At 73.3% G+C, this 14403-nt stretch carries 12 protein-coding genes; 4 read left to right on the top strand and 8 right to left on the bottom strand.

The window, feature by feature from the left end; all coding sequences use genetic code 11:
* Positions 1-608: 608 nt before the first annotated feature.
* Both mshD and ACFY9V_RS32460 read right to left on the bottom strand, forming a co-directional pair.
* Positions 609-1550: a mycothiol synthase gene (gene mshD, locus ACFY9V_RS32455; RefSeq protein ID WP_391164026.1), complete on the bottom strand. Its 942-nt coding sequence runs from the start codon at positions 1548-1550 to the stop codon at positions 609-611.
* A gap of 68 nt (positions 1551-1618) precedes the next feature.
* Positions 1619-2815, bottom strand: a complete 1197-nt coding sequence (locus ACFY9V_RS32460) for an MFS transporter (protein ID WP_391049747.1) — start codon at positions 2813-2815, stop codon at positions 1619-1621.
* A gap of 294 nt (positions 2816-3109) precedes the next feature.
* On the opposite strand from ACFY9V_RS32460, the gene ACFY9V_RS32465 reads away from it, so the two are divergent.
* Positions 3110-4909, top strand: a complete 1800-nt coding sequence (locus ACFY9V_RS32465; protein ID WP_391164027.1) for a 5'-nucleotidase C-terminal domain-containing protein — start codon at positions 3110-3112, stop codon at positions 4907-4909.
* 14 nt (positions 4910-4923) lie between these two features.
* On the opposite strand, the gene ACFY9V_RS32470 is transcribed toward ACFY9V_RS32465, so the two are convergent.
* From ACFY9V_RS32470 to ACFY9V_RS32495, 6 genes are all read right to left on the bottom strand, one after another.
* On the bottom strand, positions 4924-6387 hold the full coding sequence (locus ACFY9V_RS32470; RefSeq protein WP_355341884.1) for a HAMP domain-containing sensor histidine kinase: 1464 nt from the start codon (positions 6385-6387) through the stop codon (positions 4924-4926).
* Positions 6384-7124: a response regulator gene (locus ACFY9V_RS32475; RefSeq protein WP_391049797.1), complete on the bottom strand. Its 741-nt coding sequence runs from the start codon at positions 7122-7124 to the stop codon at positions 6384-6386. Before ACFY9V_RS32475 ends, ACFY9V_RS32470 begins: the two co-directional genes overlap by 4 nt.
* A gap of 48 nt (positions 7125-7172) precedes the next feature.
* Complete coding sequence (locus tag ACFY9V_RS32480; protein WP_391049745.1) at positions 7173-7454, bottom strand: hypothetical protein; 282 nt, start codon at positions 7452-7454, stop codon at positions 7173-7175.
* 159 nt (positions 7455-7613) lie between these two features.
* Positions 7614-8801 (bottom strand): trypsin-like peptidase domain-containing protein, encoded by a 1188-nt coding sequence (locus tag ACFY9V_RS32485; RefSeq protein ID WP_391164028.1) that lies wholly within the window; start codon positions 8799-8801, stop codon positions 7614-7616.
* A 221-nt stretch (positions 8802-9022) separates the two neighbouring features.
* A complete protein-coding gene (locus tag ACFY9V_RS32490; protein ID WP_355341893.1) occupies positions 9023-10048 on the bottom strand; it encodes a LacI family DNA-binding transcriptional regulator in 1026 nt (341 codons plus the stop codon).
* Positions 10049-10091: 43 nt separating this feature from the next.
* On the bottom strand, positions 10092-10886 hold the full coding sequence (locus tag ACFY9V_RS32495; protein WP_355341896.1) for a response regulator transcription factor: 795 nt from the start codon (positions 10884-10886) through the stop codon (positions 10092-10094).
* A 441-nt stretch (positions 10887-11327) separates the two neighbouring features.
* Here ACFY9V_RS32495 and ACFY9V_RS32500 point away from each other — a divergent pair, with 441 nt between their 5' ends.
* The 3 genes from ACFY9V_RS32500 (at position 11328) to ACFY9V_RS32510 (ending at position 14249) form a co-directional block, all read left to right on the top strand.
* Entirely contained in the window at positions 11328-12182 is an 855-nt protein-coding gene (locus ACFY9V_RS32500; protein WP_391164029.1) for an alpha/beta fold hydrolase, read from the top strand.
* Positions 12183-12295: 113 nt separating this feature from the next.
* Positions 12296-12583 carry a MoaD/ThiS family protein gene (locus tag ACFY9V_RS32505; RefSeq protein WP_391164030.1) on the top strand — a complete coding sequence of 96 codons (288 nt, stop codon included), beginning with the start codon at positions 12296-12298 and terminating at the stop codon, positions 12581-12583.
* Between the two features lies 1 nt (position 12584).
* Complete coding sequence (locus tag ACFY9V_RS32510) at positions 12585-14249, top strand: hypothetical protein (RefSeq protein WP_391164031.1); 1665 nt, start codon at positions 12585-12587, stop codon at positions 14247-14249.
* The last annotated feature ends 154 nt before the right edge of the window (positions 14250-14403 follow it).

Genomic DNA, 14403 nt, shown 5'->3' on the forward strand with positions numbered 1-14403 from the left:
GATGCTCGCAAGCGAGGTTGAATCGCCGGTAACGAGAGCGTTGCCGTCAGGCAAGCGGGACGCTTCCAGCGGGGGTGCCTTCGAATCTCGGCCCGCGCCCCGTCCGCACCCTCCGGTCCGCCCCCTCCCCCTCCACCTCGCGCAGGTGAGCCCCTTTCCACGGGCGCGGCCCCGCGGGTCCCCTGCCGGGGGGGGTAGGCCGATCTTCCCAGGGGCCGCCCCTGGACGGTTCTTCTGCCGGGAGGTGGGCCGATCTTTTAGGGGCGCGCCCTGGGGCGGTTCTTCTGCCGAGGCGGCACGCCGTGTAGTTAGGGGCGCGGGGAACTGCGCGCTCAGCCCGCGCGGTGGCGCGGGTGAAGACCGGCCCCAGCGGGGCAGATGCGGTTGTTTTCGGGCTGACAGCCCGGTGGGGGCTGGTCGCGCAGTTCCCCGCGCCCCTAAAAAAACAGGCCGTGCGCGGGGTGGAGGCACTGGGGGCGCGCCCCCGGAAGGGCAGGCCGTGCGGGGGGTGGAGGCACTGGGGGCGCGCCCCCGGAAGGGCAGGCCGTGCGGGGGGTGGACCCAAGGGGGGCGCGCCCCCCGGAAGGGCAGGCCCTGCGGGGGGGGGCTTAAGTTTCGGTGCGGTACATGAGGTCGACCTCGTGGGTGGTGAAGCCGAGGCGTTCGTAGACGGAGAGGGCGGCGGGATTGTCGGCGTCGACGTAGAGCAGGGCGGCGGGAAGGCGGCGGTCACGGGCGAGGTGGCGGAGCCCGACGGCGGTGAGGGCGCGGCCGAGGCCGGAACCCTGCTCGGCGGGGAGGACGCCGACGACGTAGACCTCGCCGAGCCCTTCGGGGTGGACTTTGGTCCAGTGGAAGCCGACGAGGTCGTCGCCGCGGAAGGCGAGGAAGAAGCCGGCGGGGTCGAACCAGGGCTCGGCGAGGCGGTCGGAGAGGTCGCGCTGGGTGAGGGAGCCCTGCTCGGGGTGGTGGGCGAAGGCGGCGGCGTTGACGGCGAGCCACGCGGCGTCGTCGCGCCCGGGGACGAAGGTGCGGACGGTGATGCCGTCGGGCAGCCGCGGCTCGGGGAGGTCGGCGGCGTCCGGGGTCAGGGGCCGCCGCATCTGCCGCAGCTCGCGGAAGAGCTTGAGGCCGAGCTGGACGGCGAGGTGCCGGGCGGCGGGGTGCCCGCCGTGGGCCCAGACGCGTACGCGCCTGCCGGTGGCGTCCAGAAGGGCCGCGGCCAGGGTGCGGCCGTGGCCGCGGGAGCGCCGCGCGGGGTGGACGACGAGTTCGGCGGAGGGCGCCTCGACCGGGTCCGAGCCGTCGATCTGCGCGTATCCGGTGAGGTCGGCCCCTGCCCCGTCGGCCCCCTCGGCCCCGTCGTGTCCCGGCGTCCACAGCAGCAGGTGCCGTACGCCCTCGCGCGCGCCGCCGCGCACATGGAGCCGTCCGCTCTCGGAGACGGCGGGCTGCCCGTCCGCGGCGGTCGCCGCCCCGATCAGGCCGAGCACCGCTTCGGCGGTGTCAGCGGGCAGTTCTGTCAGGGCCTCGATCCGCGCGTCGGTCATGCGGAGATCGTACGGCGAGTGCCCCCGGCATCGGCGGCGGCGGGTGCCCGCGGAGCCGAGGACGTCGGTCAGGCCGAGACCGTACGGCGGGCGGCCTCGGCGTCGGCGGGGGCGGCGCGGCGGGGGATCGGGATGAGGACGGCGGAGACGCAGGTCGTGGCGGCGGCGAGGGCGAAGCCGGGCCAGTAGGCGGTGGCCGAGATGACGGCGGCCATGACCGGCGGGACGACGGCGGCGGTCAGATTCTGGCCGGTGTTGTGGACCCCGAGGGCGCGACCCGACCAGGCGGGGCCCGCGTGCTCGGCGGTGGAGGTGAAGGACAGGCCGTTGGTGCTTGAGGTGATCGCGATGGCGGCGACCAGCAGCACGGGGGTCAGCGGGGAGGGGAAGGCGGTGCTCACGGCGGTGGCGGCCACCACGGCGGCGGTCAGGACGGCGAGCTGCCGCATCGGCCGCAGCCGGTCGCCGACCCGGTCCGACCAGCGGCCGACCAGGATGCGGGACACCGCGCCCAGACCTTGGGCGACGGCGATGAGCTGCCCGGCGTGCACCGGCGACCAGCCGCGTACGTCAACCAGCAGCACCAGCGCGAAGGCCCCCGCGGTGAACTGCGGGATCACCAGCAGCGCGGCCGACCCGTGGATGCGGGGCAGCAGCCGCGAGCCGCGGTACGGGTTCGGCGCGGGGCCCGCCGCGGCGGCCTCGGCGCGCGCCGGGTCGGCGGCGAAGACCGCGATCAGCACGGCGATGACGGCGCAGATCGCGGCGAGGAAGCCGAAGGCGCCGCGCAGCCCGTGCGCGGCGGCCAGCGGCGGCATGGCGAGGGCGGCCACGCCCATACCGAGCGGGGTGGAGGTCTGCCGGATGCCCATGGCCAGCCCGCGCTCCTCGGCGGAGAACCAGCCCATCACCAGGCGTCCGCTGGCCGAGTAGACCGAGGCGCCGGACGCGCCCGCCAGCACCAGCAGCGCGCCGAGCGCGACCATGCCGTGCGCGGCCCAGGCGGCCCCGCCGAGAGCGCCGGCCGCGATGCCGAGGCCGAGCGCGATCACCACCCGCTCGCCCCACCGGTCGGCCGCCGCGCCCCACAGGTAGAGCGCGAGCACCAGACCCGCGGTCGGGCACGCCACCAGGAAACCGACCCGCGTGAGGCTCAGCCCCTGCTGTCCGCGCAGCTCGTCGGCCAGATACGGGACCCCGTACACGAAGGCGCAGGCCGCGGTCTGCGCGGCCGTTCCCAGCGCCAGCATGATCCAACGACGCACGTCGGAAGCACCTCCTCGGTGAGTGGGTGGTGCATCCAACTATGGCGGCTGCTCCGCAGTTTGAGACAGTTCGTTTCGCATCGTGAGACCCGATACGGCGACATCGCGCCACCGGACCTCACCCGGACGATCCCGGCCCACCGGGCGGTAACCGGGTCTTAACCCCCGCCCCCCTGCCGCGCTACGCGCGTTGACTCTATGCTGCCCTCCGCGTGACCCGTATTTGACCAGTTGTTGACTTCATCTGACGGCGGCTGACCCCAGCCGACGCCAGTCCTTGATCCGAGGGGATCCATGTCTCTGACGCGCAGAATCTCCGTCGCGGCCGTCGGGCTCGTGGCCGTCGGCGCGCTTGTCGCGGCCGGGCCCGCCCAGCACGGTGGCGGCCACGACCGGCCCGGCCACCCCGGAAAGCCGGGCCACGGGCAGTCCGGCAACACGGTCGACCTCCAGTTGCTGACGATCAACGACTTCCACGGCAATCTGGAGCCCCCGGCCGGCTCCTCCGGCCGCGTCACCGAGCAGCAGGCCGACGGCACCGTCAAGACCATCGACGCCGGTGGCGTCGAGTACCTGGCGACCAGCCTGCGCAACGCCCGCAAGGGCCACGACCGTTCGCTGACCGTCGCCGCGGGCGACCTGGTCGGCGCGAGCCCGCTGCTGTCCGGCCTCTTCCACGACGAGCCCACCGTCGAGGCGATGAACAAGATCGGCCTCGACGTCACCGGCGTCGGCAACCACGAGTTCGACGAGGGCAAGGACGAACTGCTCCGTCTCCAGAACGGCGGCTGCCACCCGGTCGAGGGCTGCTACGAGAAGGGCAAGAAGTTCAAGGGCGCCGACTACCCGATCCTGTCGGCGAACGTCGTCAACGAGAAGACCGGCCGCCCGCTGCTCGCCCCGTACACGATCAAGAACGTCAAGGGCGTCCGCGTCGGCTTCATCGGCGTCACCCTCAAGGGCACCCCGAACATCGTCACCGCGTCCGGTGTGAAGGGCCTGAAGTTCCTCGACGAGGCCGAGACGGTCAACAAGTACACGGCCGAACTGCGCAAGCGGGGCGTCAAGTCGGTCGTCGCGCTGATCCACGAGGGCGGCTTCCCGGTCTCCGGCAACTACAACTACGACTGCGACAGCGGCGGTCCCGGCACCGGCATCTCCGGCCCGATCGTGGACATCGCGAAGAAGATCTCGCCGGATGTCGACGCGCTGGTCACCGGCCACACCCACAACGCGTACGTCTGCACCATCCCCGACCCCGCGGGCAAGCCCCGGCTGGTCACCAGCGCCTCGTCCTTCGGGCGGCTCTACACCGAGCTGGACATGAAGGTCGACAAGCGCACCGGCGACATCGTGCGCACCTCGGTCAAGGGCAGCAACCACGTCGTGGACCGCGTCCAGCCCAAGGCCGCCGACATGACCTCGCTGATCACCCGCTGGAACGCGCTGGCCGCCCCGATCGCCAACCGCACCGTCGGCTGGATCAGCGGCGACATCGCCCGCACCGGCACCAACGAGACGCCGCTGGGCGACCTCATCGCCGACGCGCAGCTCGAATACGCCAAGACCCTCGACCCGACCACGCAGATCGCGTTCATGAACCCCGGCGGCATCCGCACCGACCTGGTCTACGCGGCCTCCGGCAACGAGGGCGACGGCGTCGTCACCTACGCCGAGGGCTTCGCCGTACAGCCGTTCAGCAACACCGTGAACCTGGAGACGCTGACCGGCGCGCAGCTCGTGACCGCGCTCCAGCAGCAGGTCAGCGGGCCGAACGAGGCGGCGACGAAGATCCTCCAGATCTCGGCCGGGCTCACCTACACGCTCGACCTGACCAAGTCCGGCGCGGCGCGCGTCGTCGCCGACTCCGTCAAGCTCAACGGCGCCCCGATCGACCCGGCCGCCAGCTACCGCGTCGCGATGAACAACTTCCTGACCGGCGGCGGCGACGGCTTCCCCGTCCTCGCCCAGGGCACGTCCCTGCTGATCGGCGGCGACGACCTGGCCGCCTTCGCCACCTACCTGACCGCCCACTCCACGGCCGCGGCGCCCCTCGCCCCGCCCGCCGCCGACCGGGTCACCGTCATCAAGTAGGGCTCAGAGCACGGTCATTCGTCGAAACCGGCGAATACGGTCGAGCCGCCGGACGACACGGCGGGCCCCTCGGGCGGCGCGGTCGGCGCTCCCGGCAGCCGGAGGGCGGCGAGCGTGCCGCCCCCCGGCGCCCGGGTCAGCGCGACCTCGCCGCCCGACTGCTGCACCGTGCGCGCCACGATCGACAGCCCGAGCCCGCTGCCCGGCAGCGACCGCGCCGACGGCGACCGCCAGAACCGCTCGAAGACATGCGGCAGTTCGTCCTCCGGGATGCCCGGCCCGTGATCGCGTACGGTGAGCTGCCCGTCGGCCAGCCGCACCTCGATCCCGCCGCCGGGCGGGCTGAACTTCACCGCGTTGTCCAGCAGATTGACGATCGCCCGCTCCAACGCGGCGGGCTCCGCCCGCACATACCAGGGCGCCAGCTCCGCGCTGATCTTCAGGTCGGGCCCGCGCAGCCGCGCCCGTTCCAGCGCCGTCTCCGCGCTCTCGTGCAGCGCCACCACCTCAAGGGTCGGTACGGCGTCCGGCCGGGACAGCTCCTGCAAGTCGCCGATCAGCGAGGCCAGTTCGGTCATCTGCGCTTTCACCGACGCCATCAGCGCCTTCCGGTCCTCCGGCGGGATCGCCCGGCCGGTGGCCTCACTGCGCTCCAACAGCTCGATGTTGGTCCGCAACGACGTGAGCGGCGTGCGCAGTTCGTGCCCCGCGTCCGCGATGAGCTGCTGCTGCCGGTCGCGCGACGACGCCAGCGCGGCCGTCATCGCGTTGAACGACGCGCTCAGCCGGGCGATCTCGTCCTCGCCCTCCACCGGGATGTTGACGTTCAGATCCTCGGTGCGGGCGATGTGCTCGACGGTCTCGGTCAGCCGGTCCACCGGCCGCAGCCCCGTCCGCGCGATCCACAGCCCCGCGCTCGCCGCGCCGACCACGCCGATCCCGGCGACGGCCAGCAGGACCCAGGCCAGGGTGGTCAGCGGGCGGTCGACATCGCTCAGCGGCCGGGCCACGGAAATCGCCGCCGGCTGGAGATTGATCCGTGCCTGTGAGGTGTAGACGCGCAGCTTCTGGCCGTTGGGCGCGGTCACCGTGTGGAGGGCGTCGCGCCGCTGGCCGTCCGCGACCGCGTGGTCGGCGGGGCCGACGGGGATGGTCGTACGGCCCTGCACCCAGCAGGGCGTGCCGTCGGAGAGCACCACCTGGGCCAGGGTGTTGGTGGTGATGAAGCCGACGGAGCCGCCGTTGGCGCCCTGCGTGCTGTTCATCGCCGGAACGCTCGACTGGCAGCCCTGGGTGTTGAGCGTGCGCGAGATCTGCTGTACCGGCACGATGTCCGGCTGGCGCAGCGACTTGTCCAGCTCGCTCATGAGCTGGTCGCGCACCAGCAGCCAGCAGACCAGCGACACCACCGCCACCGCCACGGCCACCGCCGCCGCGGTGAGGATGGTGAGCCGGGACCTCAGGGGGAGCCGCTTCACGCGTGGCCGCCGTCCGGGGCGCGCAGGACGTACCCCACTCCTCGTACCGTGTGGACGAGCCGTCGCATGCCGCCCGCCTCGGTCTTGCGCCGCAGGTACATGACGTAGACGTCGAGGGAGTTGGACGAGGGCTCGAAGTCGAAGCCCCAGACGGACTTGAGGATCTGCTCGCGGGTGAGGACCTGGCGCGGGTGGGTGAGGAAGAGCTCCAGCAGGGTGTACTCGGTCCGGGTCAGCTCGACCGGGCGCCCGTCCCTGGTGACCTCGCGGGTGGTGGTGTCCATCCGCAGATCGGCGAAGGTGAGCGCGTGGCCGCCACCGTCGCCTTCGTGGCCGACGGTGGCGTAGGAACTGCGCCGCAGCAGGGCTCTGAGCCGGGCCAGCAGCTCGTCCAGCTCGAAGGGCTTGACGAGGTAGTCGTCGGCGCCAGCGTCGAGGCCGGTGACGCGGTCGCCGACGGTGTCCCGCGCGGTGAGCATGAGGATCGGGGTGGTCACTCCGGTGGCGCGCAGCCGCCGCGCCGTGGTGAGGCCGTCCATGCGCGGCATGAGGACGTCGAGCACGATCGCGTCGGGGCGGTACGCCTCCGCCTGGTCGAGGGCGGCGAGCCCGTCCGCGGCCAGGGCGGTGTCGTACCCCTCGAAGGCGAGGCTGCGGCGCAGGGCCTCCCGTACGGCGGGCTCGTCGTCCACGATCAGGATGCGGGCGGGGGCCTCGCCGCTGTCGCCGGGGCTCATGGTGTCGGGTACCTCACTGATGGACATCGGAATGGTGCCGGAACTCTCTCAGCGTCGCACGGCGCGCGTCCCGCGTCGTGCGGTCCCGCGGTGCGCGCGGCTCACGGGTTTCGCGGAGGCGGAGACCTCGGCGGGGCGCGGGGCCGACTCCCGCCGGACGGCCCGGTCCGCCGCCGCGTCGCGGGCCGCGCCGGCGGCGATGTGGGCGAGCGGCAGGTCGAGATCGGCGGGCCCGGTGGCGACGGCCGCGCTGTGCGGACTCCAGGAGACGGCGGCACTGAGGGCGCGGCGCAGCCGGTTGGCGCTGACGGTGAGGGTGCTGCTGCTCATGGCGTTCTCCCAGGGTGGTTCGGGGTGGTGCCGTTCTTTCCGGAGGGGCGGGGGGACGGACGGTTGGGTAGGCGGAGAGTCGGTGATGCGGAGGGTCGGGTGAGGCCGAGAGGCGAGGGCGGCCCCTCAGCGGTTCCGCGTGCCCGCGGTCCCGTCGGCTCAGAAGCCGCCGAAGCCGCCGCTGCTGTTACCGCCGGTGCTGCTTCCGTTGCCGTTGCCGCTGCTGCTGCCGTTGTTGTCGGTCGTGCGGCTGCCGCTGCCGCTGGTGCCGCCCGCGCGCAGGCTCGCGAGGTCGGACTTCACGGTGTTGATCGGGATCGCGAAGCCGAGGCCGACGCTGCCGGAGCTGCTGCCCGAGGAGGACGCGTCCGAGTACATCGCGGAGTTGATGCCGATGATCTGGCCGCTCATGTTGATCAGGGCGCCGCCGGAGTTGCCCGGGTTGAGCGAGGCGTCGGTCTGGATCGCCTTGTACGTGGTGGTGGAGTTGCCGGTGTCGCCGTTGTACTGGTTGCCGCCGAAGGAGAACGGCCACTGGCCGTTGCCCTGGCCGCCCTGGCCTTGGCCCTGGTTCTCGTCGGTGGACACGGTCACGTCGCGGTTGAGCGAGGACACGATGCCGCTGGTGACGGTGCCGGTCAGGCCCTCGGGGGAGCCGATGGCCACCACCGAGTCGCCGACGGCGATGTTCGAGGAGTCGCCGAGCGTGGCCGCGGGCAGTCCGCTGGCACCCTGCACCTTGATCAGCGCGAGGTCCTTGGCGGAGTCGGTGCCGACCACCGTCGCGGTGGCCGTCTTGCCGTTGCTGTACGTCACGGACACCGAGGTCGATCCGGCGACCACGTGGTTGTTGGTGATGATCTCGCCGCCGCTGGTGATGATGACACCGGCGCCGGTGGACTTGCCCGCGCCGGACGTCGCGTTGATCTCGACGACGCTGGGGCTGACCGCCTTGGCCACGCTGCTGACGCTGCCGTTCACGACGCTCGCGTTGACCGCCGAACTGGCCGTCGTCGTCGTGGCGTTGTCGTGCGTCGCGTTGCCGATCAGGGCTCCCGCGCCGCCGCCGATCACACCGGCCGCGAGCGCGACGGCGGCGAACAGCGCGACGGGCTTGCGGGCCTTGCGGCGGGGAGCGGGCGACGCCCCGGCGACGGCGGGCGTGGCGGGGTCGTACGGGGGCGGCGGCGGGAAGCCGGTCGCGGAGGGGGCGTCGTAGTCGGGGGCCTGGCGGTACTGCGGGGCCTCCGGCTCGGAGACCTGGGGGGCCTCATCGCCGAAGTAGAGCGGAAGCTGCGGTTCGTCCGGGTTCTGGTGTTCGCCGCCGGTGCGGCTGCTCTCGGTCATGACAATGACTCTGTGCCCGGAAGATGAGAGCTTCCTGAGCACTCGCTGAGAAGCCCGGCAGAAGTGGGTATGCCCCATATAAACAAGATCGGGAACCCCCGGTCCCGACCGCCCGCGACCGCCCGTACACCGCGGCCCGCCCGCGACCGCCCGTACACCGCCGCCCGTGCACCGCCGCGCGTACGGCTACGCGCGGCGGCCGTGCGCCCCGGCTCCCGCGGCTACCCGTGGCAGCCGCACGACCCCCGCACCACGAGCCGGGAGGGGAACTGCCGCAGCCGCTCGCGCCGGGCGCCCGGCACCCGCAGCGAGTCGTCGAGCACCGCGTCCACCGCCGCCCTGGCCATCGCCTGCCGGTCGGAGGCGACCGTGGTCAGCGGCGGATCGGCGAGCGCGGCTTCCTTCACGTCGTCGAACCCGGCGACCGCGAGCTGTTCCGGCACGTCGATCCGCAGCTCACGCGCGGCGCGCAGCACGCCGATCGCCTGGTCGTCGGTGGCGCAGAAGATGGCCGGCGGCCGGTCGGGCCCGGCCAGCAGGCCCAGCGCGACCTCGTACGCGTCGTACCGGTTGTACGGGGCCTGGAAAAGGCGGCCCTCCGTGGACCGCCCCGCCTCCTGCATGGCCCGCTGCCAGCCGACCACGTGGTCGGTGACGGGGTCGCCGATCACCGGCGTCTTCTCCATGCCGCCGAGGCAGGCCACGTACGCGTGCCCGTGCTCCAGCAGGTGGCGGGTGGCGAGCTGCGCGCCGCCGATGTCGTCGGTGACCACGGCGATGTCGTCGATCGCCTCGGGCCGCTCGTGCAGCAGCACCACACGCGCGTCCCAGGCGTCGATCTCGGTCGCCGCGTTCTCGCTGGGGCCCTGGCTGATCAGGATCAGCCCGGAGACCCGCATGCCGAGGAAGGCCCGCAGGTAGTGCACCTCGCGTTCGTCGAGGTAGTCGGAGTTCCCGACCAGCACCATCTTCCCGCGGTCCGACGCGGCCTGTTCCACCGCGTGCGCCATCTCCGCGAAGAACGGCTGGCGCGCGTCGGGCACGATCAGACCGATGAGGTCGGTACGGCGGCTCGCCATCGCCTGGGCCACACGGTCCGGGCGGTAGCCGAGCTGCTTGATGGCCGCGAGCACGCGCTCGCGGGTGGCCGGGGCTACCGGCCGGGGTCCGTTGTTGATGACGTAGCTGACGACCGCGGTGGACGTCCCCGCCAGCCTTGCCACGTCGTCACGCGTCACCTTGGGCACGTCGCGCAGTCTACGCGTGTCTATCCAGTCGTCACATGGCTCGTCATACGGTCTGTTCGGCGGATTTCAGCCGCTCGACGGGGACGTCCGCGGGCTCGTCGGAACGCTGCGGCCCGCGGCCCTGCGCGGCCTCGCTCCTGGCGGCCTCCTCGGCGGCCCGCTCGACCTTCTCCGGGGTCACGAAGCGGTAGCCGACATTGCGGACGGTGCCGATCAGCGACTCGTGCTCCACGCCGAGCTTGGCGCGCAGCCGCCGTACGTGCACGTCCACCGTGCGGGTGCCGCCGAAGTAGTCGTAGCCCCACACCTCCTGGAGGAGCTGGGCGCGGGTGAAGACCCGGCCCGGGTGCTGCGCCAGGTACTTCAGCAGCTCGAACTCCTTGAAGGTCAGGTCCAGAACCCGGCCCTTGAGCTTCGCGCTGTACGTGGCCTCGTCGACCGACAGGTCGCCGTTGCGGATCTCCATCGGGCTGTCGTCCGTGGTGATCTGCTGGCGGCCCATGGCCAGCCGCAGCCGGGCCTCCACCTCGGCGGGACCCGCGGTGTCCAGCAGCACGTCGTCGATCCCCCAGTCCGCGGTCACCGCGGCGAGTCCGCCCTCGGTGACGACCAGCATCAGCGGGCAGCCGGGCCCGGTCGAGCGCAGGAGCTGACACAGGCTGCGCACCTGCGGCAGATCGCGGCGGCCGTCGATCAGGATCACGTCGGCGCCCGGGGTGTCCACCAGGGCCGGGCCCTCGGCGGGCGCCACGCGGACGCTGTGCAGCAGCAGCCCGAGCGCGGGCAGCACTTCGGTGGAGGGCTGGAGGGCATTGGTCAGAAGCAGGAGAGAACTCACCGGCAGCTCCCGTCGGTCGTCCGGACGTTTCGTCGGTGTGCTCGTGGCTGTGCGCGGTTTCCGCACGCGGTGCGCTTGCTCATTTCCGAACCCTCCTCGGTCCCTGCGAGGACGTACCTCGTGCCGGAAAGCACGAAAGGACCCGGGGGCGACATTGCCCAGGTCCTCTTGCACGGAAGAATAGCCCACATGGACAGCCCTGCCGAGACCGATGACCAGCGTTTCCGTGTAGCACCGATCACTTCCGGCGACGGTAATGCCGCTGGGCGGAGAACGCTCCTGACGGCCGACGGCGTACGGATCGAGGCGGAACACCGGCCCGCGGACACGGAATCGGCGGTCGATACGGCGGACCGGACAGGTGATGTCCGGCGCGTCGAAACGACCCGTGAATCGGCCGCCGATTCGAGGGGTGAATCGGCGGCCGAAGTGCGCGAATCGATGGCCGAAGAGCGCGAATTGGCGATCGTCGTGGCCCATGGATTCACCGGTGCGCTGGAGCGGCCCGCGGTGCGCAGGGCGGCCCGTGTCCTCGGCGGTTCGGCCGGTGTCGTGACCTTCTCCTTCCGCGGTCACGGGCGGTCCGGCGGCCTGTCCACGGTCGGCGATCTCGAAGTGCTCGACCTCGACGCGGCCGTCTCCTGGGCCCGCCGCCTCGGCTGCCGGCGGGTGGCCACCGTCGGCTTCTCCATGGGCGGCTCCGTGGTCCTGCGGCACGCGGCGGGACAGACGGTGCACGCGGCGGTGTGCTCGGCGGCGGGGCCCCACGACGTACGCGGCAACGACGCAGGCGTGGACGGCGTACGTGGCGACGTACGACGGAACGCGCGGGTGGACGGGCGGGGGGTCGTGCGCCCGGCGCGTGACGGGCGCACGACGGCGCATTCACCGGCGCGTGTGGACGCGGTCGTCTCCGTCAGCTCGCCCGCCCGCTGGTACTACCGCGGCACCGCGCCCATGCGCCGCGTGCACTGGGCGATCACCCGCCCGGCGGGCCGCCTGGTCTCGCGGCTCGGCCTGAAGACCCGCATCCGCGCGGCGGACTGGGACCCGGTGCCGCTCTCCCCGGTCGAGGCCGTCCCGCTGATCGACCCGGACATCCCGCTGCTCATCGTGCACGGCGACCGGGACGGCTACTTCCCGCTGGACCACCCGCTCTCGCTGGCCGACGCGGCCGGGCGGGACCGGGCGGAGCTGTGGATCGAACCCGGTTTCGGCCACGCGGAGAACGCCGCGGACGACGCGCTGCTGCGCCGGATCGGCGACTGGCTGACGGGCCGCGTTCCCGCGAGGTGACGTGGACGGGCCATGATGGACGCCGCACCACACGTCAGACACGCACGGCGAGTGACACGTACGGCGAGTGACACGTACGGCGAGCACAGGACAGAACGAAGGACGGAGCCGCGATGGCCGCACCCGACACGGCCGCGCGCCCGGCGGCGGGCACGATCCGCTACTGGGCCGCCGCCAAGGCCGCCGCGGGCACGGCGGAGGAGCCGTACCGCGCGGCGACCCTCGCCGACGCCCTGGCCGCCGCACGCGAACGGCACGCCCAGCGCCCGGAGTTCGCCCGCGTCCTGCTGCGCAGCTCCTACCTCGTCGACGGCAACCCCGTCGGCACCCGGGACCACACTTCGGTCGTACTGGCCGACGGCGGCACGGTGGAGGTCCTCCCACCGTTCGCGGGAGGATGACATGACCAACGAATGGCACGGCTTCCAGCCCGGCGACGAATCCGGCCGGCGGCCCGCGGACCCGGACACCGCCCAGGGCGACCACGACGGCCGCTCCCCGTCCGACCCGAACCACGCCAGGCACCGAGCCCCGGGTGGCGCGAGTACCGGCGGTGGCTACGACCCCGGCTACGGCGGTCAGCTCCCCGGCACGTACCCGGCCGAGGGCCACGGCCCCGGCTCCTACCCGCCCGGCTCCTACGCACCCGAGGGACACGACTCCGGGTACGGCACCCACGGGGGCCCGTACGGCGGCCAGGCGCCCGAGGGCTACCCGGCCGCGGGGTACGGAGCGCCCGGGGACAACGGCGGGACCGCGTATCCGGGCGGCGGCCACGGCGCGGGCCAGGACGCCGGGTACGGCGGAACCGGCGGCGGTTCGTACGGCGGCCAGGCACCCGGCGGGCCCGCGGGCCAGGGATACGCGGGTCAGGGATACGCGGGCCAGGGGTACGCGGCGCCCGGTGGCGCGTACGCCGGTGACGGTCAGGACGGCGGCGGCCGGCACGCCGGTCAGGGGGCCGGGGTCTATCCGGTCGGCGGCCACGACGAGGGGTATGGCGCGCGCGAATACGGGGACTACCCGGACGGGGGCCGGACGTACGTGCCGGAGCCGCTGGCCGGGCCCATGCCGCCGTACTCGGAGCCGGGGGCGCCGTACGCGCCGCCGACGCCCGGGGACGCGTGGGGCGGGCACGCGGGAGGCGCGGACTGGGCCCAGGGGGCGGCGCACCCGCACCCGCAGGCGGGCGGGGTCGAGCAGACCGCCGTGCTGCCGGTGGTCGAGAGCCTGCCGCAGCAGACGCCGGGCAGGCACGGCGACCAGGGCCAGGGCCAGGGCCAGTCCCAGGCCCAGGGGCAGCCGCAGGCACCGGTCAGGACCGGCTCACCGATCATCGCCCCCGGGCTGGAGCCCGCGGCGCTGACGGCGGCGCTCGGCCTGCTGATGGCGGGCGGCGCGGCGCTCGGCAAGCCGGGCCTCGCGGTGCTGCTGGTGGTGCTCCAGGCGGTGACGGCGGCCGGATGGTTCCGGCTCAACGGCATGTGGCCCGCCCGGCAGGGCATCGCGCTGGCGTTCCTGTCCGGCGTGACCGCCGACATCGGCCTGCTGATCGCCGGTGACGACCACGGCCCCGCGGTGCTGATCGGCACCCTCGGCGTATGGCTGCTCCTCGTGCTCGTCCTGCAACTGCGGCACCACGGCTCGGCCGACGAACGCATGTCCTCGCTGACGGCGACCTCCGCGTCCACGCTGCTCACGGTCGTCGCGGCGGGCTACCTCGCCACCGCGGCCTCCGACGCCGGGTCCGATCCGGTCGTGGTCGGCGCCGTCGCGGTGGCCCTGGCGGCCCTCGTCCGCGCCCTGCCGCTGCCGGGCGCCGCCTCCGTCGTCGTGGCGCTGCTGGCCGCCGCGGCCACCGGCTTCGCCACCGGACCGGCCACCGGGATGAGCGGCGGGGACGCCGTCATGCTCGCCGCGGCCTGCGGTGTCTGCGCGCTGATCGGCCTGCGGGTCGCCAGCTACGACTTCCCGTCCCGCTTCGTGCACTTCACCGCGGGTGTGGCGCTGCCGCTGACCGCCGCGGCCCCGGCCGTCTACATCCTCGGCCGCGTCCTCACGGGCTGACGGCGACCACCGGCTCGATCCGCCCGCGCGGTGATCCGTCCGCGCGGGCGGTGATCCGTCTGCCTGGGCGGTGGTCCGTCTGCCTGGGCGGTGGTCCGTCCCCGTGGGCGGTGAATTGTTCGCACAGGCGGCGCACAGGTCACGTGCGCACCGT

Source organism: Streptomyces sp. NPDC008317 (genome assembly GCF_042955955.1).
GTDB lineage: Bacteria > Actinomycetota > Actinomycetes > Streptomycetales > Streptomycetaceae > Actinacidiphila.

Coding starts and splice junctions, on each gene's coding strand:
- mshD (WP_391164026.1), bottom strand. CDS start 1,550: ATGACCGACGCGCGGATCGAGGCCCTGACAGAACTGCCCGCTGACACC.
- ACFY9V_RS32475 (WP_391049797.1), bottom strand. CDS start 7,124: ATGAGCCCCGGCGACAGCGGCGAGGCCCCCGCCCGCATCCTGATCGTG.
- ACFY9V_RS32505 (WP_391164030.1), top strand. CDS start 12,296: ATGGCCGCACCCGACACGGCCGCGCGCCCGGCGGCGGGCACGATCCGC.
- ACFY9V_RS32465 (WP_391164027.1), top strand. CDS start 3,110: ATGTCTCTGACGCGCAGAATCTCCGTCGCGGCCGTCGGGCTCGTGGCC.
- ACFY9V_RS32500 (WP_391164029.1), top strand. CDS start 11,328: ATGGCCGAAGAGCGCGAATTGGCGATCGTCGTGGCCCATGGATTCACC.
- ACFY9V_RS32485 (WP_391164028.1), bottom strand. CDS start 8,801: ATGACCGAGAGCAGCCGCACCGGCGGCGAACACCAGAACCCGGACGAA.
- ACFY9V_RS32510 (WP_391164031.1), top strand. CDS start 12,585: ATGACCAACGAATGGCACGGCTTCCAGCCCGGCGACGAATCCGGCCGG.
- ACFY9V_RS32480 (WP_391049745.1), bottom strand. CDS start 7,454: ATGAGCAGCAGCACCCTCACCGTCAGCGCCAACCGGCTGCGCCGCGCC.